Origin of the sequence: Cocleimonas sp. KMM 6892 (assembly GCF_035798195.1) — a bacterium.
In the GTDB taxonomy this organism is placed as follows: Bacteria; Pseudomonadota; Gammaproteobacteria; order Thiotrichales; family Thiotrichaceae; genus Cocleimonas; species Cocleimonas flava.
Genome location: NZ_JAPFBV010000003.1, coordinates 208,417 through 229,100, shown reverse-complemented (window position 1 = coordinate 229,100; position 20,684 = coordinate 208,417). Strand labels below are relative to the sequence as shown.

Sequence of the window (20,684 nt, the reverse complement as noted above, 5' to 3'; positions counted from 1 at the left end):
GAAGTGATATATCTATGGTTATAAATGTCTATCAGTACTGTCTATTTTTGGATAAGTGGCTTACGACAAAATTTGCTCAACTTTTCCAGAATAGTTGTTAACACTTAATTTGCTTAAAAATATCTATAAATAAAAGTAACTATCTTTAAGGTAAAAATACATTTGAGGATGCTTTTTAGTAGGTAGTTTCCGATGTGTTTATAGATATGCGCTTAAAGAAAAACGCGCAAATGACTGATACTAAAGATTAAAAATTTAGAAAAGAAAATGACATTTTTATGTGTTTTTTAGACCAAACTGCTTGACATATTTATTTAATAAACTTGTCCACATTATCTGTGGATAACTCTGTTGATATGTTACGTATTTCCTCTGTGAGGCTATATTTTTAATGGTTTATTAACAGATTGCTTAATTTTTAACCACTTTTTATATTATTTTATATATCAATAACTTAGGGTTATATTTTGGCCGTGTTGGATAAAATAGCAGATCAAGTGACAAGTTTTGTCTACCAAATCCCAATGAACTAATCGATTGTGCATAAGCACAAACAGAATTATCATATAATAAATCGACTTAAGCCCTTGTTAAGTCGTCGTTAAGCCTTTGTTCAGTTAAGGTTCAGCAAAAACAGCAGTAATTTTCTATAGTAAAAACAGGTATAAAAAATGGATATTAATCAGCCTAAAGTTGGTTTTGTAAGTTTGGGCTGTCCAAAAGCTCTCGTCGATTCTGAAAGAATCTTAACCCAACTAAAAACGGAGGGTTATGGAATCGTACCGGATTATGATGGTGCTGATGTTGTTGTCATTAATACCTGTGGTTTTATTGATAGTGCGGTAAAAGAATCACTGGATACAATTGGTGAAGCATTACAAGAAAATGGAAAAGTTATCGTAACTGGTTGTCTTGGTGCTGATGCCGACAAGGTTTTAGAAGCGCATCCCGGAGTTTTGGCCGTTACAGGTCCTCATGCCTATGAAGCAGTAATGGGTGCTGTTCACGAGCAACTGAAACCGCCACATGATCCTTATCTTGATCTTGTACCACCGCAGGGGATTAAACTTACCCCTAAGCATTATGCTTATCTGAAAATATCAGAAGGCTGTAATCATCGTTGTACCTTCTGCATCATCCCTTCATTGCGTGGTGACTTGGTGAGTCGTCCTATCGGTGATGTCATGCAGGAAGCTGAAAACCTTGTGAATTCAGGCGTGAAAGAACTGTTAGTGGTATCACAAGACACCAGTGCTTACGGTATCGATACGAAATACCAGACTGGCTTCTGGAATGGTAGACCGGTTAAATCTCATATTCAGCAATTATCAGAATCATTAGGTGAGTTGGATGCATGGGTACGTTTACACTATGTTTACCCCTATCCGCATGTAGATAAGCTAATACCTTTGATGGCAGAAAATGCAGAGAACAAAGGAATCCTTCCTTATCTGGATATTCCGTTTCAGCATGCAAGTCATCGTATTTTAAAAGATATGCGACGTCCGGCGCATGCAGAAAAAGTATTAACTCGAATTGAAGCATGGCGCGCGATGTGTCCGGATATTACGATTCGTAGTACCTTTATTGCAGGTTTCCCTGGAGAGACAGAAGAAGATTTTGAAACCTTGTTGTCTTTCTTAAGAGAAGCGCAATTAGACCGTGTCGGTTGTTTTGCATACTCTGAAGTGGAAGGTGCGGTTTCTAATGATTTGCCTAATCACGTACCAGAAGATGAAAAGCAGTATCGTCTAGAACGTTTCATGGAAGTGCAGGCTGAAATTAGTGCGAATAAACTTGCCGCGAAAGTGGGCAAGCGTATGAGAGTGCTCACCGATGATACGCAACAAGGCGATACCGAAGCAGAAGATATCACGATTGCCAGAAGCAGTGCTGATGCACCAGAAATAGATGGCGCAGTATATATTGAAGGTGAGTTATTAGAACCTGGGCAATTTGCCGAAGTAGAAATCACACATTCTGACGAGCATGATTTATGGGCTAAGCTGGTCGATTGATCAGTGTAAAAAATGCCCTAAAGTAGGGGGGGGGGCTTAGGTTGTTGAAAACAACAGTCGGATTAGCCATTTTTAAAAAAACGTTTATTAATAAACCTCTACTAAATAAAAAAGCCGGGAAATTCCCGGCTTTTTTGTGTCACAGATATCTCTTAGACAGGATTAGCTATTTTGGCTTTGATAGTAGTCAATCAGGATCTGAGCGACTTCTGGGCGTGAAAATTCCTTAGGTGGCGCAATGCCTTGTCCCAGCATTTCGCGAACCTTGGTACCAGACAGCAGCACGAAATCATCTTTTTCGTGGTCAGGCGCTTCAGACATCATCACAACCTTATCAAGTTTCTTGGAGTAAGCCGTGTGATCAGCGCGGAAGATTTCAATCTCCAGCGCACCTTCAGGGACTTCATCGTCGAAAATGGTTTGTGCATCGAAAGCACCGTAGTGATCGCCAACACCTGCGTGATCACGGCCAATAATAAAGTGGGTAGCGCCCATGTTCTGGCGGAATAATGCGTGCAGTACGCCTTCTTTTGGTCCCGCGTATAACATATCGAAACCATAACCGGTAACCATCGCGCTGTTTTCAGGGAAGTACAGCTCAACCATTTTGCGGATTGCGGCATCACGAACATCAGCAGGAATATCACCCTTCTTTAGTTTACCAAGCAACATGTGAATAACCAGACCATCACAGCCAAGTCTATCCATCGCCATGTGGCAGAGCTCTTCGTGTGCAAGATGCATCGGGTTACGTGTCTGGAAGGCGACTACTTTTTTCCAGCCGCGATCTGCAATTTCCTGACGAATTTCAACAGCCGTCTTGAACGTGCCTTCAAATTCTTTTTCGAAGTAAGAGTAGTTAAGTACCTTGATTGGTCCTGATAGACAAACTTTGCCTTGGGAGTTAAAGGTGTCCACGCCAATATGCTCTTCACCTTTCGCAGGTCGGTAGATTGACTGGGTCATGGTTGCCATTTCTTCATCGGTGAATTCTTCAACCGCTTCCACATCCATTATCGCCAGAACCGGGTTGCCATCGACATTAGGATCTTTCAGCGCTATGCGATCACCTGCTTTGATATCACCCGCGTCTTCAACAAGGTTGAGAACAGGTGTTGGCCAGAACAGACCTGAAGTCGTGTGCATATTATCTGCTACGGACAGTGCGTCTGCCTTATTCATGTAGCCTGTGAGTGGGTTAAAGTAACCGCCGGCCAACATAACAGCATTCGCTGCAGTGGCAGAACTTACGACAATAGAAGGTAAACCTTGTGCTTCTTTTTGTAATGCATCTCGCTCCGCAGCGTCAGATACGTACAGTGGATTCAGTTCATCGGAACCATGTGGTTTTATCATACTTATCTCCCGAAAATATCTATGGCAATTTGCCACATTAATACAAGATACCCCCAATACCTGCTTAAGTACAAATAGAAAAATTTGCCTCCCAATAAGTTATTTTTATGTATCTAAAAAAATAAATGTAATTTGGCCATTGGCCAAAAAATCAAAGAGTAAAGGACTGATAAAAATTTGGTAGAGGTTTGAATTCACACCAGCAATAGTGCTAGTCTATTTACTTGTACTTTTTTTGTACTTTGAAAAAATCAAATCAATGATTAGCCAGAACATTACTAAAGTAGCCGTAGTTTCGGATACACATTCCCACCTAGATCCTCGAATTGCTGATATTGTCCGCGAATGCGATATCGCTGTGCATGCTGGAGATATTTGTGGTGCTGAAGTCTTAGAAGCGATGCAACCTAAATCTGGCAAGGTGGTCGCTGTTACGGGTAATAACGATCCATATTGTCATCCAAATGGTTCAGATTTGCCTGCCATTTTAAGTTTTACAGTGGCGGGTGAGACTATTACTGTAGAACACGGCCATAAACACGGTGCGCATAAGCCATCTCACGATTCTCTGCGTAATATGCATTCGGACGCAAAAGTAATTATCTATGGCCATACGCATAAACAAGTGATCGATAAGGATGCAACGCCCTGGGTTATTAATCCTGGTGCTGCAGGTCAAACCAGAACTCATGGTGGTCCTTCTTGTTTGGTACTTGAGTGTGAAACAGGCAAAGAATGGCAAATAAAAACCTATCGCTTTTCTGAAGTATAAAAAGGCTTATAATTAAACACACCCCCCTACTTACAGGGCTTTTTTTGTATTCGTCCTGCTGGTATCTAAAGTCTATCATTCCATAAATTAATTTAATTTGTTATATAAAATTAAATTGTGCATCATTGGTAAAATCTTAATTAGAATTTTATTACATTCTAAAGTTTCTAAAATAAAACAGTTTCTATCGCATTTATGTTCTAGAATAAATGAGATAAATTGTCTCATTTATACGCTAATAGAAATATTGAATTTGATATATAAAATACTGTTGTGCATTATCCGATCCTCTAAATTAGAACCTAGTTACATTCTAATGGTTTACCCAAAAGAAGGTTATTGATGAAAAATATCCCCGTTGTTGTAGAAACTGAAGGCGTAGAAGTAAAAACGACCACGTGCTACATGTGTGCCTGTCGTTGTGGCATCAAAGTTACCGTTAAAGACGGTGAGGTGCGTTATATACAGGGTAATCCAAACCACCCGTTAAATAAGGGTGTGCTATGTGCGAAAGGTGCATCAGGCATCATGAAACAATACTCGCCTGCGCGTTTAACCAAGCCTTTATTACGTAAGCCAGGTACTGAACGTGGTGCCGGAGAGTTTGAAGAAATCTCCTGGGATAAAGCCTACGGCATCATGGAAGAGCGTTTAGGAAAACTGCGTGAAGAAGATCCTAAAAAGTTTGCATTGTTTACAGGCCGTGACCAAATGCAGGCATTAACGGGTATGTTTGCCAAGCAATTTGGTACACCAAACTATGCCGCCCACGGTGGATTCTGTTCGGTGAATATGGCTGCAGGAATGATCTACACCATTGGTGGCTCATTCTGGGAATTTGGCGGACCGGATTTAGAGCGTTCTAAATTATTCTTCATGATTGGTACTGCGGAAGACCATCACTCCAACCCGATGAAGGTTGAGTTATCAAAATTCAAACGTAATGGTGGTCGTTTTATCGCGATAAACCCAGTACGCACAGGTTATGCCGCGATAGCGGATGAGTGGGTTCCAATAAAGCCTGGTACAGATGGTGCATTATTACTCGCGATTATTCGTGAAATTATCAAACTCGGTATGTACGATCGTGATTTCCTCGTCAACTATACCAATTCTGCGGAATTGATCGACATCACAACGGATAGTCATAACGAAGGTATGTTTATTCGCAATGACGAGCCAGTCGAAGAAGGCTGTTTCGATCCGCAAAACAAATACTGGTGGGATCGCGTCAAAGACGAAGCCGTTGCAATGCGCAAAGAAGGCGTCGATCCATTTCTTACGGGCGAGTTTGAGCTAGAAGATGGCACGCCTTGTAAGCCAGCTTTCCAACTGTTAAAAGAAAGAGTAGAAGCGTATACGCCAGAATGGGCTGAAGGTATTACAGGGATTGATGCTGATACGATTCGACGTCTAGCGCATGAAATGGGTATCGTAGCGCGTGATCAAAAGATTGAATTACCGATTCAATGGACCGATGCATGGGGTAAAGATCACGATAAAGTTATTGGAAACCCGGTTTCATTCCACTCGATGCGTGGTTTGGCTGCACACTCCAATGGATTCCAGACTATCCGTGCGCTCAGCATCCTAATGACATTATTGGGCACCATTGATCGTCCGGGTGGTTTCCGTCATAAAGCGCCATTCCCGCGTCCTATTCCACCATGCCCTAAGCCACCGACAGGTTGGGGTGATGTTAAACCGAATACGCCATTAAACGGCATGCCTTTGGGTTGGCCAGCTGGTCCTGATGATTTATTTGTCGATGATGATGGTGAAGCGATACGTCTAGATAAAGGCTTCTCGTGGGAGTATCCATTATCCGTTCATGGTTTGATGCACAACGCGATTACCAATGCGTGGCGTGGCGATCCATACCCAATTGATACCTTGATGTTATTCATGGCGAATATGGCATGGAATTCATCGATGAACACTACTGAAGTAAGAAAGATGTTGGTGGATAAGGATGAAGAGGGTGAATACAAAATCCCATTCATCATCGTTGCCGATGCTTATCATTCTGAAACAGTCGATTTTGGTGATTTGATTCTGCCTGATACGTCATACCTTGAACGTCACGATGCGATGTCGATGCTGGATCGTCCAATTTCTGAATATGATGGTCCGGTAGACGCGGTCCGTATTCCCGTGTTACCTCCAAAGGGTGAATGTAAGCCATTCCAGGATGTCATCGTTGAGCTAGGTTCACGTCTGAAATTACCCACATTTACCGATGAAAACGGCAAGCGTAAATTCAAAGATTACCGCGATTTAGTGATCAACTTTGAAACAGCTCCGGGTTCTGGAATTGGTTTCCTTGCTGGCTGGCGTGGTAAGAGTGGTGAAAAATCCATGAAAGGCGAGCCGAATCCGAACCAGTGGGAAATGTATAAAAAGAATGACTGTGTGTTCCATTATGAAATGCCAAAGTCATTCCAGTACATGCGTAACTGGAACAGAGGTTATTTACACTGGGCGCAAGAGCACAATATGATTCGTTACGACGAGCCGATCAATATTCATGTGTATTCGGAGATTCTGCAGAAATTCCGTTTGGCCGCTCAAGGTAAAACAGAAGGTAGACAACCACCTGATCGTTTGCGTAAGCGTGTGGAGACCTATTTTGATCCATTGCCGTTCCATTACGAGCCTCTTGAGTCGCAATTAACGGATACTCAAAAGTACCCTCTAAATGCACTGACACAGCGCCCAATGGCGATGTATCACTCATGGGATTCACAGAATGCATGGTTAAGACAAATCCATACGCATAACTATTTATTCGTAAGCCCGATTCTTGGTCGTAACAATGGCTTTGAAGATGGTGACTGGGTCTGGGTTGAATCCATGCATGGCAAAGTCCGTTGTATGTGTCGATTCTCCGAATCACTTGAACCCGGTACAGTTTGGACCTGGAATGCGATTGGTAAAGCCTCTGGTTCCTGGGGGCTTGATGCGAAAGCCAATGAATCGAATAAAGGCTTCTTGCTAAACCATGTAATTTCAGAAGAGTTGCCACCGCACGATGCGGGTGATCATGTTTCTAACTCTGACCCTGTAACAGGACAGGCGGGTTGGTATGACGTTCGTGTTCGCGTGTATAAAGCGGGTGATAATGAAGCCAGCCATACTTTACCAAGATTCGATACAGTTAAACCGTTGCCGGGAATGGAAAAGAAACGCAGAAATAAATGGCAAGGGTATGTCGCAGGTAAATTTAGAAAAACTCTTGGTAGATCAGGAGGGTTAAAGTAATGACTCAGTTAGCCTTAGTAATAGATTTAAATGTGTGTGTGGGCTGTCATGCCTGCGTGACCTCTTGTAAAGAGTGGAATACCTCGGGCGAAGCAGGTCCAATGGTTGATAAATACGCTTATGGAGAAAACCCGACAGGGACTTTCTTCAATCGTGTTCAGTCGTTTGAAATAGGTACCTACCCACAAACCGAAACGGTACATTTTCCGAAAAGTTGTTTGCATTGTGAGGAGCCTCCGTGTGTTCCGGTTTGTCCAACAGGTGCGAGTTACAAACGCGAAGAAGATGGAATCGTACTGGTAGATTACGATAAGTGCATCGGTTGCAAGTATTGTTCCTGGGCGTGTCCTTATGGCGCGCGTGAGATAGACGAAAAACAACGCGTAATGAAGAAGTGTACGCTGTGTGTTGATCGTATCTACGATGAAGCATTGCCAGTCAGTGAGCGCAAGCCTGCTTGTGTAATGTCTTGCCCAACCAGTGCGCGTTTGTTTGGTGATGTTCACGATGAAAACTCCGAAGTATCAAAGGCAATCCGCGAGCGTGCGGGTTACCAGTTGATGCCAGAGTGGGGCACCAAGCCTGCAAATCATTATTTACCGCGTCGTAAAACAGAAATCAAGATTCATAAAGATGAGCTTGAGCGTGTTGATAATCCATTGAGTAAAGAAGAGCGTCTAAGACACAATGAGCCAGGTAAGGGTCCATCGCTCGACGATATGAGTAATTGGTAATAGAGGGCTGAGAATTCGATGATAATTAAGTCATCAAACACTCAACCCTAGTTGTTTTAACCCCCCCCCCTGTAACTAGGGGGGGGTGTTTTAAAGTTGTTATGCGTCTGTAGTTACAGATCTGATTAACAGAACAAAAATTATTAGGTAAAAATTATGCATCCAGCATTTTCGGTAATATTTTTAACCACATTGATTGGCGCAGGTCAGGGCTTGTTTCTGGCTTTGTTTACCGGTCAGATATTTTCTCAGTTTAAGTTGATGCCTGAACAGCACGAAGTTAATTTCTTTATTTGGGGCAGTGCGCTGGCAACCTTGCTGTTGTGTGTGGGTTTGTTTGCTTCGTTCTTTCACTTGGGACATCCGGAAAGAGCATGGAGAACAGCGACTAAATGGCGAACCTCGTGGTTGTCGCGAGAAGTTATCGCTTTACCTGCTGCGATTGTAACCATAGCGGCTTATGGATTGGCTCATTATCTGGGTTGGAATACGCCATTATTAACAATGCCAGGTGGCACCGGAGTTGATGCAACTCTATTACTGGGCTTGATTGCCACAGTTGCCACCTATGCTTTGTTTATATGTACGGGCATGATTTATGGTTGTATCAAGTTTTTACAAGAGTGGCATACACCTTTGACCGTGATTAATTTTATCCTGTTAGGAACAGCGTCTGGCTTTACCATCGCAACGGCGTTATCTGCTTATCTGCATATTGGCCTCGTATATTTTTATGCTAACTGGGCGATTTTCTTCACCGTTGTCGCGCTTATTTTCCGTGTGGCTACAATGTTGCGTAATCGTAATATTAATCCAAAATCTGACCTAAGATCTGCGATTGGTATTAACCACAATAACATTAGACAAATGGCTCAGGGGTCTATGGGTGGATCATTCAATACGCGTGAATACTTTCATGGTAAATCAGCGGCATTTGTGAAAAGCATTAAGTATATATTTGTGGTTTTAGCTTTCTTAGTGCCTTTATTCTTTTTGGTTCTGAGCTTGAATAATTCTGCTTACTTTATTCCGCTAATAGCTGTTTTGGTGCAGTATGTAGGCTTGTTAGCCGAGCGCTGGTATTTCTTTGCGGATGCTAATCATCCACAGAATCTGTATTACCAGCAGATCTCTTAGTTTTTGGAATCGATATTACTGTCATAAAAAAAGCCTCCAGTTGGAGGCTTTTTTTATGATTATTAACAAGCGGAGCAGAGGCTAGAACCAGGCATTACTTCTATCAACCTCGACCCCCAATTCTCGTATTCCTTCTATGCCGCTTTCTATAAAACATGCATCGATTCCCTCAGATAAAAGCCGTTCAGTGATGCTTTCACTAATGCTTCTACCATGTACGCAGTACACGATTGTTTTCTGATTCTTTGAGATGGAATCTACCCATTTATCGACTAGAAGTGGGTCCTTCCACGTTGAGTTAGGTAAAGTGTACTCAGAGTCCTCGTAATCACGTTGTAAGCGTACATCCAGAATAACGACGCCTTCTTTTTTAGACAGTGCAACATACTCGTCTAGATTAATTGAGTGCGCAGATTCTCCGAGTCCTTTTGTAACCGGTTTATCTTTTTCAAGAATGACTCTGACTTCACCTCTGACAGAGTTAGTGAGTACGATTTCTTCGCAGTGTTGTAGTTGATCCAGAGTTAGGAATTTTTCGACGGCTTCTGTCTTTTGTTTAAAATTCTGACGTTCGATGCCGTCTAAAATACCGGCCGAAAGTGGGGGGGTGTACCATTTACCCTGTCTTTTTACGAAGATATTGTGGCGGCAGGCTTCGGCTATTTCATTGTGCTCGTTGAAGATAATCGCTTCGTAATGTCCTTGTTCAACAGCTTTTTCGTATTCTTCGTTATAAATCTCACGGCGTGATGTTTTGTGATATTGGAAAATTGATTTGCTGTTTATTTTACGGTTACTGATCATGATGGTTTTAATTTTTCCATCATCTTCAGGGAGTAATTCGTGGGTGAGTTCAATATCACCACTGTGAAAGGCTGTGAGTCTCACTTTGTATGATTTATTTTCGGATGAAAGCATCGTTTTTAAATCAGAGAGCTTTTCCTGCATCGCGCGTTGTTTCAGCACAAAACCAAAGTAGCTTGCTGAATAATTGAGTCGCTCAAGATGCTTCCTCAAATTTTTATAATCTTGTTTTTCCCCGTCAAACTTCATGGTTTCGATGAGATAGAATTTATTATTAATGCCGGTTAAGAAATTCGCTTTTAATAAACACTCTTCGTATTCAGCTTGTGGGTTACTTTCATAAATAATGCCGCTGCCAATGCCCATTTCGCAGCGGTTATCCTTGCCGATATCTATCGTTCTAATGGGTACGTTGAAGTAGAAATCATCATTGGGAAGCAGGTAACCAATTGCTCCTGTGTAAACGCCGCGCGGTTCGGCTTCTAATTCATTAATAATTTCCATGGTACGAACTTTGGGCGCACCGGTAATCGAGCCACAGGGGAACAGTCCATGAAGTAGTTCTGATAAATGAATCTCCGGTTTTAGTTTGCCTTTAATGGTGGAGATCATCTGGTGAATGGTCTTAAAGGTTTGTATTTCAAACAGGTTTTTTACGGTTACGCTTCCTGTTTCGCAGATTCTTCCGAAATCGTTACGGATCAAATCAACAATCATCACATTCTCGGATAATGTTTTAGGATCATTCTGCAAAAAATCCAGAATGAACTCATCTTCTTTGGTATTTCTACCGCGTTTCGCTGTGCCTTTCATGGGTTTAGCGTAAAGCATGCCATCTTTTTTCTTAACGAAAAGTTCGGGGGATAAAGAAACGATATTGGAATTTGGGAAGTTTAGAACCGCGCCAAACTCTACCGGCTGGGTTTTTCGCAGTGCCTTATAAAGTGATATCGCATTACCCAATAAATCAAATTTGTATTTGATCGTATAGTTAATCTGGTAGGTGTCGCCGGCGATAATGTAACGTCTAATTTTGCGGATGGCTTCCAAGTAAGTGTCTTTAGCGACACTCATTGAAAAATTATGAGGACAAAGGTCAGCTTCCGGGTAGATATTTATTTCGGCAAAGCTATTGTCTAGTTCATCTCTACTAATGATTTCCAGTTTATTAAAAGCGACAAAGTAGAGTAGTGGTTGCGTGGGATGATTGGGTAAACGTTTCTTGATGGGTTTATCGATAAAATGAAAGCCAGCTTCGTAAGACAGATAGCCGCAAAGAAATAACCCTTCGCTTTTCAGTGCTTCAATTTTCTCTATAGCACCTGGGAGTTCTTCTTCACTCCAGGCGATAATCAGTTCTTGAGCATCGGTAAACAACAGGTTTCTAGAGTCTTTGTCATCAGACTTAGAATCTTCTAATAAGGCGTAAATTTCATCGTCGCCTGAACCGCCGCATAGTATGTTTGATAGCTCTTCCATGAGCGCATTGTAACAACAATATGTTAGATTAGAATAATAGAAGCGACCTTATTGTGGATACTGAAACGCTTTCTTATCCATCGGCGAATCATCATCTGTTTTGGCAAAGCGTTGATTTTTATCTTGTAAAATCAGCTGACCAAATACGCGTGGGTTTTTCCATGCCTGATCGATAGTGGCGTTCCATGAGATTTTCGCATCGCGTGCATCACCATTGTCATCGTCATTGATTTGAATATCAAAACCGATAGCGTGCTCAGCACTTGGTTGTATATTTAATGTGCTCCACGGGATAGCCGCCTCTAGTTGGTAACCGGTTGGTAATTGTCTAGTGGTGTATTTAATATCTTTTAGTCTATCCAGAGGTGTGGTGCTACCCGCTGTGATTTCAGACTTGCCTAAACTAAAGCTTAAGTGAAAATCATTAAACTGGTCATAGGTTTCGCCACGACTAGCATCTGCATCGATATAGATTTCGATGGAATCATCGGCCCATGATTCTTTAGAGTCACTCACATGCACTTCGTCAATAATGCCAACCCAAACGTAGAGATTATTATCATCCCAGTTTGCGCGCCATCTTGCGGTTAAATCACGAGGGTTCTCGATAGTGCCTTGAATAACCGTACCAATGAATTCCGCTTTCGCCTGATGTAGCGTGCGTTGTCCCGGTGGTTGTTTTTGTATTGCTACGTATTTAGCTGAGCTCTCGTCCTGTTTTCCAGACACTAAATGTTTGGCAATAATCGTTGGTTTTTGATGACGAACAATTTTTCCGCCACGACAGCTTTCCCACCAGCATGGATTACCATGGCTGAAGCCCAGTAATGATCTGTACTTTGGTGCTTGCGCGGGTGTTTCTGCGATGTGTTCTTTGATTCCCCAGCTACCGTGCCATGTTGAAGGGCGTGGTGCAGAGAATGGAATAAACAGCTTTCCACCGAGTTTTTTCCAGCCTGCAAGAAGCTGGTAGTACGCTGCAGCCATGCGCTTGTCTTTATTTGCTTTATACAGGTGCGGAGTTGCGCCCTGAGTCATTGAATGTGTTTTATGGTGTACGAGGTGCTGGCCGCCTTCATAAGCGATTAAATCGACACCAAAGCCTTTGGTAACCTGCATTTGTTTTTTTACAAAATCAAGCGTGTTGCGAATCGAATAGCGATTGTCTCTCGCATTTAATGTGGTAAAGACATCGTTCACACTTTTGATGCCTGCCATTTTGTCCTGTGAAAAATGAAAGTAAGGCGCTACTGCAATAGCATCGACGTGTTTATAAGCATTCTGAAAACCCAATAAAGTTTCGGTAAGCTTTGTGTTTGTGGTCATGCCACCCATTACTCGAACCAGTCTATCGGTTCCACCAAAAACGCGTTCCCACATTTTGAAAATGTTAACGCTTTGCATTGAGTAGTACTTGGAACCCGCGATATTGCGATCTTTATCCAGTTTGAGTTTATAACCCGTTTGCTTCATGTGCTCAGCTTGTGGCACGAAGATGTTGTTCCAGGCTTCGTTGGTGTACTCAAGATAGACTCTTAAATTTGGTTTGAGTTGTTGTTTAACAGTCTGTGCAAAACGATTAATAAAAACGTTATCTGCGTTGTGCGGAATATTAAACCAGGGGTCAACATCAAGTATATTGGCTAGCTGAATCATCACTTCTATTGGTACACCGCGCACACCTTCTTTACCACCCCAGGTTGCTTTTTGCAGCGTTGGACGGTCATTCCATGAGCGAATGTTATTGCGCGTAACGCCTGACATATTCATGAAACGCACAACTTTAAAGTCTTTCATGAAGTTCAGAAAGTCTGGGTTGAACATCACCTGATTATGATTATCGGCAAATGATTGATAGCTATTGTTGGCACATTGTCTCGCTGCAGTGACACGTTTGAATGGGTCATTTCTACAGATTCCGCCTGGCATCATAATGCGAATATTGCGGATATAGTTTTTAGGGTTACTTTCTTTGATAAACATGGTCGCAGTAGCTGTAGGATACATCTCGTTTGGCTGCTTCATCGGAACCAGTTTAATAATATCTTTACCCGGAGAGCGCTTTACAACTTTGGCGCTAGCACCATAATTGATTTTACCTTCACCTTGATAAAGAACGGTGTATTCGCCTTTCGGTAATGCTTCGATGGGAATGTGGCTGAGGAAACGAGTTCCAGCTTGTCCACCATTGAGGTTTTTTGGCCAGCCATCTTTATCGAAAGTGACATTGCCTTTGGTAAACCAGGGACGAGCTTCATTAAATGGAAGCGCCAAACGGAAAATATCTGCGAACGGCAAACTGGCATCTACTTCGAGTGCCTCATTGGTATTCATTCCAAGCGGAGAATTTTGATTAAACGGAGATGCTTGAGCATCGTTACTTATGCCACTACTCAATAACAATGCCATTAAACTGCTCGCAAGCACTTGCAAGATTGTTACTTGTTGGAATTTTTTCATGATTATTCTTAATTCAGCCGCCGTATTAATATGACAAATCCAATATCAATTGGTTCTATCCATCGCGAATGAAGTAATTAAGCCCCTGTTTTTTCTATTTATTATTAACCGCCTACTAATTAGTTTCTTTAGCATAGCCCGAAAAAGACGCTATAAGTAGGGGGGTGTATTATTTATGTTTATCTTAACATATTAGGGGCTGTTTTTCGATTTGGGTTCACTAATTCCGATAAAGTGTAGAAACCTTAATGTCATATTTATCAAGGTTGTAGGCGTTCGATTTTCCACTCGTTTAACGCTGTATTTTCCCGAGTATATTCAAAGCGATCGTGCAAACGGCTTTCGCCTCCTTGCCAGAACTCTATCGTTTCAGGAATGACACGGTAACCACCCCAAAAATCCGGGAGCGGAATTTCACCATGAGTAAACTTATCTTTGATTTTTTTCAGTTGTCCATCGAGAATTTCACGTGAACTGATAGGGGAGCTCTGTGCAGATGCCCACGCTCCTAACTGGCTGCCGCGAGGTCGAGAGAGAAAGTATTTGAGTGATTCTGTAGTCGGTATCTTTTCTGCACGACCATTAATTTCTACTTGTCTTTCTAGCATTGTCCACGGGAATAGCAATGACACATTTGCATTCTCCTGGATCTCTCTGGATTTTTGACTGGAATAATTAGTAAAGAAGACGAAACCTTTCTCGTCGAAGATCTTTAGTAATACGGTTCGTTGTGAAGGTTTGCCTGCAGCAGATACAGTGGCTATGGTCATGGCGCTTGGGTCTGATAACTCAGCATCACTGGCCTGGATAAACCACTTTTCAAACTGTTTAAAGGGAGACTCGCTTAAGTCTTGTCTTTTTAAGCCGCCTTTAGTGTATTCGCGGCGGTAATCACCGATATCCATGTTGTTTTAACCTTCCTGTTAACTTAGGTTTTTAACTACTAAAATCGCTAGGCTTCTAGTTCTTCCCAGCGATCGTATTTCTCTTTAAGTATAGTCTGAGACTGCTGTAATTCGTCAGTAATTGCGGAGACTTTTTTATGTTCTTGAGAAAAGAAATCCGGCTCACTCATCAGGACTTCTAATTCTGCGATACGATCTTCTAACTTTTCAATTTCAAGGGGCAGGTTTTTAAGTTCATGCTGCTCATTAAAGCTAAGCTTTTTAGTTTCACTGGCCTCAGATTGTGTCTCTTTAGCAGGTGCTTCAGCGGGTGTTTCTTTCTTTTTCGCTGATTTTTGTGCTTTAGTAGGTGCTTTTACTGCGGGCTTTTGACGCAACCAATCATCGTAACTGCCGACGTATTCGCTAATCTGTCCTTCGCCTTCAAACACATAACAACTAGTCACGAGGTTATTAATAAACGCACGGTCATGACTGACAATTAGTACCGTGCCAGTATAGTTTAGTAAGAGTTCTTCCAGTAATTCGAGTGTATCAACATCCAGGTCATTGGTAGGCTCATCGAGCACTAATACATTGGCTGGTTTGATGAAAAGTTTCGCCAGTAATAGTCTGTTTCGCTCACCACCTGAAAGTGCGTTTACGGGTGAATTTGCACGTTCTGGAGAAAATAGGAAATCCTGTAAGTAGCTGATGACGTGTTTTTCTTTGCCATTCACCATGACTTTATCAGCGCCACGATCAAGATTGTCTTTAACCGAACGATTCTCATCAAGCTGGCTTCTAAGCTGGTCAAAGTATGCCACTTGAAGGTTGGTACCTTCGATGAGTTTTCCAGAATCTGGTTTTAACTCGCCCAGTAATACTTTAAGTAAGGTTGTTTTACCCACACCATTCGGGCCGATGAGTCCGATTTTGTCGCCACGCTGAACCAGTGCAGAAAAATCATCGATCAATACACGTCCAGTCGGTAGGGTGTAATTGATATGTTCAACTTCAACTACACGCTTACCTGTTTTCTGTCCCGCATCGACTTGGATATTGACTTGTCCTTGTTGTTCTCTGCGTTGACTGCGTTCGTTTCGCATTTTTTCTAATGAACGCACACGTCCTTCGTTTCTGGTGCGTCGGGCTTTGATTCCCTGTCGAATCCAGACTTCTTCCTGTGCCAGTTTTTTATCAAAACGTGCGTTCTCAAGTTCTTCTGCGTGGAGGGTTTCTTCTTTACGGCGTAAGAAGTTTTCATAATCACCGGGCCAGCTTGTAGCTTGACCACGGTCGATTTCAATAATACGTGTCGCTAAGCGTCGCAAGAAAGAGCGATCATGGGTGATGAATACTAATGAACCATTAAAGCTAAGCAGGAATTCTTCCAGCCAGATAATCGCTTCGATATCTAAATGGTTGGTAGGCTCATCGAGGAGTAATACATCTGGCTCCTGAACTAGCGCGCGTGCGAGTAATACACGACGTTTGATACCACCAGATAATTGGCCAAAATCAACATCCGCATTTAACTCTAGTTTGGAAATAACGGTATCGATGGTGTTTTGGAAATGCCAGCCATTGCAGGATTCTAATTTATGCTGGATGCGCTCAAAACGTTTCATCCAGTCTTCAGAGCCGATATCGTCCTCTTCATTCATCGCATGAAAAGCACTTAATAGTTCGCCCGTTTCAGCGAGCCCTGATGCGACGACTTCATAAACACTGCCGCTCATATCCTGAGGGACTTCTTGCTCTAACTGAGCAATGACAGCGCCTTTCTCAACGATGATTTCGCCCGAATCTGCTTTTATTTCGCGATTCAGAACTTTCATTAAGGTTGACTTGCCTGCGCCGTTTCGGCCAATCAAACAAATGCGTTCACCAGCATCGATCGTTAAGCTGAGTTGGTCAAGCAGGGCAGGGCCGCCGAAGCTGACTTGGATATTTTTGAGTTGGATCAATGACATTTGAATATGATTTCTTGAGTGGTTTTTCTTGTTAAGCGAATTTTTTGAAAGGCTTCAGTAAATTCGTTAGTTAAGACTTTGGTCAATAAAAGCTAAGCTCTTATTATTTCGCCGGTGATACTATCACGTATCTCGGTCGGGGTGAGCAAATCTCCTGTTTCTCCATCAAGAATTGCGTCGATTTTATTGTGAAACACGGAATCTACTTCTGCACAACTTCGGGCAGGTTCCTGACCGCTGAGGTTTGCGCTGGTTGAAACCAGTGCGGAATCAAGCGTTGAGCATAGCTCTTGAATGATTGCCAATTTGCTAATTCTAACGGCAAGTGAGTTGAAATTACCCGTTAGCCACTTTGGTGCAGTATCGCTTGCTGGATAAATGTAAGTCGTCTGGCTGGGTCGAATAAATGCTAATTGGTCTGGGTTGAGTGGTTTTAAATACTTTTCAACTTGCGAAAAATCCGAAGCAATAAGAATAAGTCCTTTGTCGACAGAACGTTGCTTTAATTCAAGAATCTTATTTACGGCTTGTTCATTATCCGGATTACAACCTAGTCCATAAACAGCTTCCGTTGGATAAGCAAATACTCCGCCGTTACGTAATATATTGATTAATTCTTGTGGTTTCTTGGTAATTAACATGTGCAATGCATTGGCTATCCACCCCCCCACTTATAAGCCTTTTTTAAAAAATGGCCTGTAAGTGGGGGGGTGTGTTATTACTTCTTAGCTGCAGCCTTTTTCTTCGGTGCGGCTTTCTTTTTGGCAGGTTTCTTTTTCGCAGCGGCTTTTTTAGCAGGTACTTTTTCTACCCATTTGCCGTCTTCAAAACGCGCTGACCATCCTGTTGCTTTACCGTCTTTATCGGTTCTAACATAATGTTCTTTGGTCTTGCGATCAAAGCGCACTGCTGCTTTATTGCCGTCAGGATCAGTTGCAGGTGCATCTGCGAGATAGTAAAACTTTTCAGAAATACGATCTTTGAAACGATTTAATTCTTCAACCAAAGGCGCACGGGTTTCACGTGATTTCGGGTAGGTGCTTGCGGCAAGGAATAAGCCCGCTGCTCCGTCGCGTAAAATGAAGTAAGCATCCGATTTTTCACATTCTAATTCAGGAATATGAACCGGGTCTTCGCGTGGAGGTGCGACTTCACCATTGCGCAGAATTTTACGGGTATTTTTACACTCGTCTTCATTGCTACACTTCATGTACGGACCGAATCGACCTGTAGTGAGGTGCATATCGTGACCACACTTTTCACATTCAACCACAGGGCCTTCATAGCCTTTTAGTTTGAACGTGCCTTTTTCGATTTCGTAACCATCACATTCCGGGTTTTCACCACACACATGTAATTTAGTGGTTTCGTCGATGAAGTAGCTGTCCATCGCCGAATCACATTTTTTACAGCGATGCTTTGCCATCAATGCTTCTGTTTCAGCATCTTCGTTATTCACGTCGATAGATTCTTCAGCAGGAACCAGGTTAATGGTTGTTTTACAGCGTTCTTTTGGCGGCAGGTTGTAACCATCACAGCCCAAGAATACACCCGTGCCAGCAGTACGAATGCCCATATTGCGTCCACAGGTAGGACATTCAATATCAGTCATGACCATTTCATTGGTCTTCATGCCACCATCTTCAGGTGGAGCGCCTGCATCTTCCAGTTTTACTTTAAAGTTTTTGTAGAAATCATCGAGTACGTCTTTCCACTTTAATTTGCCGTCTGCAATTTCATCCAGCTCTTTTTCCATCTCGGCGGTGAAGTCGAAATTCATTAGCTCTTCGAAACTACCCACGAGACGTTTAGTCACAATCTCGCCCATTTTCTCCGCAAAGAAACGGCGCGAATCTACTTTTACATAACCGCGATCCTGAATCGTGGAAATGATTGACGCATAGGTAGATGGACGACCGATGCCGCGCTTTTCCAGCTCTTTAACCAGCGATGCTTCCGTGTAACGTGGAGGCGGTTTGGTAAAGTGTTGTTGTGGGTCGAGCTCGACCAAGTTGAGCAGATCACCCTGACTTAGATCAGGTAGATCAGGCGTATCTTTTTTGCTCAATGGAGGCAGTGCTTTTGTCCAACCCGGGAAGCGCAAGGTACGACCTGAAGCATTTAAATAGTATTGGCCAGCTTGTACGGTCAAACGCGTTGAATCGTATTTTGCAGGTACCATCTGACAGGCAACAAACTGACGCCAGATAAGTTCGTAAAGCTTTTTCGCATCATCACCCATGTCTTTTAAGTCACTCATCATGACTTTGACATCAGAAGGGCGAATCGCCTCATGAGCCTCTTGCGCGCCACTCTTGGCACCGTAATGATTTGGTGCTTCAGGTAGGTATTCTTTACCGTATTTTTTGCCGATGTATTCGCGCACACTTTCCAGTGCGTCTTTACTCAAATTGGTTGAGTCGGTACGCATATAGGTGATGTAACCAGCTTCATAAAGACGCTGCGCCAAGCCCATCGTACGTTTTACGCCATAGCCGAATCTCGTACTCGCGGCTTGTTGTAAAGTCGATGTAATAAAAGGAGCTTTGGGTTTGCTGCTAGTTGCTTTGTCTTCACGCTTGAGTAATGAATACTCGGCGTCTTTGAGTTTTGCAACGGCATCCATTGCCTGCTTTTCATTAACAGGTTTGAACGCTTCGCCGCTACTGTTATTGCTAAAGTCTTTGGTAACTTCCATGCGCAAAGCTTCGCCGGCTTTGGTCGCAAGATCAGCATGGATATCCCAGAATTCAACAGGGTTGAATGCATTGATTTCGTGTTCTCTGTCGACGATTAAACGTACCGCTACAGATTGCACACGACCCGCAGAAAGACCGCGTCCGATTTTTGCCCATAATAAGGGAGAGACCATGAATCCAACGACACGGTCTAGAAAACGTCTGGCTTGTTGTGCATTAACACGGTCAACATCCAGTTTTGAAGGTTCTTTAAACGCTTCCTGAATAGCTGTTTTGGTGATTTCATTAAACGTTACGCGTTCAAAGCGATCATCATCTCCGCCGATAACTTCTTTTAAATGCCAGGCAATGGCTTCACCCTCTCTATCCAAATCGGTCGCGAGATAGACTTTATCGCCCTTGGCTGCGAGTTTTTGTAATTCGGCAACGACTTTTTCTTTGCCGGGCAAAATTTCGTATTGCGCTTGCCAGTCATTATCTGGGTTAATTCCCATGCGACGTACAAGGTTATCGTTGTCACGTTTCTTTTTAAAAGCGGCTTTTTTGGCTTCGCTCATACCTTTCGTCAGTTGAGCAAGAGTGGGTGCTTTTTTCTTTCCAGTTTGGCTGCCGCCACCTTTTGGCAAGTCACGAATATGACCTACACTGGATTTGACAATGTATTCTTTGCCTAAGTATTTGTTGATGGTTTTCGCCTTTGCTGGCGACTCCACAATAACGAGTGATCTGCCCATAATGCCTTATAGTGTGCCTTATAAAATGTCTGTGAGGTGATTAAGTTACGATACTTTAATCGGGTTTTAATCTGGTTTTTGATAGGAAATTGGTGGCAACAATACACTGGAATGTTCATTTTAGTAAAGGATGAAATTTTTCTAACTAGCGATTTAGTGGGAAATATAGGCATTTTTGAGAGCCTTAGATGTAATCTAAATTAAATATTATAAAGCTAAATTTAATGACAAATAAAAATCACTGAGGTTCACGATTCTTCAAAAAAGTGCTCAAAAGTAGGGGGGTGACTTTTCGTTTAAAGAGCAAAGAATTGATAGAATTTCGTTTACGTCAAAAATGAGAAATGGCCCTAAAAAGGACCATTTTTAA

At 42.5% G+C, this 20,684-nt stretch carries 12 protein-coding genes; 5 read left to right on the top strand and 7 right to left on the bottom strand.

Going from position 1 to position 20,684, the window contains the following annotated elements; all coding sequences use genetic code 11:
• Nucleotides 1-671: 671 nt before the first annotated feature.
• Complete coding sequence (gene rimO, locus OO007_RS10105; RefSeq protein ID WP_442784338.1) at nucleotides 672-2,018, top strand: 30S ribosomal protein S12 methylthiotransferase RimO; 1,347 nt, start codon at nucleotides 672-674, stop codon at nucleotides 2,016-2,018.
• A gap of 162 nt (nucleotides 2,019-2,180) precedes the next feature.
• On the opposite strand, the gene sat is transcribed toward rimO, so the two are convergent.
• Entirely contained in the window at nucleotides 2,181-3,374 is a 1,194-nt protein-coding gene (gene sat / locus OO007_RS10100) for a sulfate adenylyltransferase (RefSeq protein ID WP_325808696.1), read from the bottom strand.
• 259 nt (nucleotides 3,375-3,633) lie between these two features.
• Between sat and OO007_RS10095 the strand changes: the two genes are divergently transcribed.
• The 4 genes from OO007_RS10095 (at nucleotide 3,634) to OO007_RS10080 (ending at nucleotide 9,278) form a co-directional block, all read left to right on the top strand.
• Nucleotides 3,634-4,146 (top strand): metallophosphoesterase family protein, encoded by a 513-nt coding sequence (locus tag OO007_RS10095; RefSeq protein ID WP_325808695.1) that lies wholly within the window; start codon nucleotides 3,634-3,636, stop codon nucleotides 4,144-4,146.
• Between the two features lie 342 nt (nucleotides 4,147-4,488).
• Nucleotides 4,489-7,407 (top strand): molybdopterin oxidoreductase family protein, encoded by a 2,919-nt coding sequence (locus tag OO007_RS10090; protein ID WP_131907504.1) that lies wholly within the window; start codon nucleotides 4,489-4,491, stop codon nucleotides 7,405-7,407.
• Nucleotides 7,407-8,141, top strand: coding sequence for a 4Fe-4S dicluster domain-containing protein (locus tag OO007_RS10085; RefSeq protein WP_131907503.1), 735 nt, complete (start codon nucleotides 7,407-7,409; stop codon nucleotides 8,139-8,141). Before OO007_RS10090 ends, OO007_RS10085 begins: the two co-directional genes overlap by 1 nt.
• A 156-nt stretch (nucleotides 8,142-8,297) precedes the next feature.
• Entirely contained in the window at nucleotides 8,298-9,278 is a 981-nt protein-coding gene (locus OO007_RS10080) for a dimethyl sulfoxide reductase anchor subunit family protein (protein WP_131907502.1), read from the top strand.
• 81 nt (nucleotides 9,279-9,359) lie between these two features.
• On the opposite strand, the gene pabB is transcribed toward OO007_RS10080, so the two are convergent.
• The 6 genes from pabB to topA all read right to left on the bottom strand — a co-directional run bounded on the left by pabB (nucleotide 9,360) and on the right by topA (nucleotide 20,314).
• A complete protein-coding gene (gene pabB / locus OO007_RS10075) occupies nucleotides 9,360-11,561 on the bottom strand; it encodes an aminodeoxychorismate synthase component I (RefSeq protein WP_325808694.1) in 2,202 nt (733 codons plus the stop codon).
• Nucleotides 11,562-11,609: 48 nt separating this feature from the next.
• On the bottom strand, nucleotides 11,610-14,021 hold the full coding sequence (locus tag OO007_RS10070; protein ID WP_325808693.1) for a sugar-binding protein: 2,412 nt from the start codon (nucleotides 14,019-14,021) through the stop codon (nucleotides 11,610-11,612).
• 260 nt (nucleotides 14,022-14,281) lie between these two features.
• Complete coding sequence (gene pdxH / locus OO007_RS10065; protein WP_131907500.1) at nucleotides 14,282-14,926, bottom strand: pyridoxamine 5'-phosphate oxidase; 645 nt, start codon at nucleotides 14,924-14,926, stop codon at nucleotides 14,282-14,284.
• 47 nt (nucleotides 14,927-14,973) lie between these two features.
• A complete protein-coding gene (gene uup, locus OO007_RS10060) occupies nucleotides 14,974-16,881 on the bottom strand; it encodes an ATP-binding cassette ATPase Uup (protein WP_325808692.1) in 1,908 nt (635 codons plus the stop codon).
• A 92-nt stretch (nucleotides 16,882-16,973) separates the two neighbouring features.
• The gene (locus OO007_RS10055; RefSeq protein ID WP_325808691.1) at nucleotides 16,974-17,522 is read right to left on the bottom strand and encodes a Sua5/YciO/YrdC/YwlC family protein; all 549 of its coding nucleotides are present in this window, start codon (nucleotides 17,520-17,522) and stop codon (nucleotides 16,974-16,976) included.
• A 77-nt stretch (nucleotides 17,523-17,599) separates the two neighbouring features.
• Nucleotides 17,600-20,314 carry a type I DNA topoisomerase gene (gene topA / locus OO007_RS10050; RefSeq protein WP_442784337.1) on the bottom strand — a complete coding sequence of 905 codons (2,715 nt, stop codon included), beginning with the start codon at nucleotides 20,312-20,314 and terminating at the stop codon, nucleotides 17,600-17,602.
• Nucleotides 20,315-20,684: the final 370 nt, after the last annotated feature.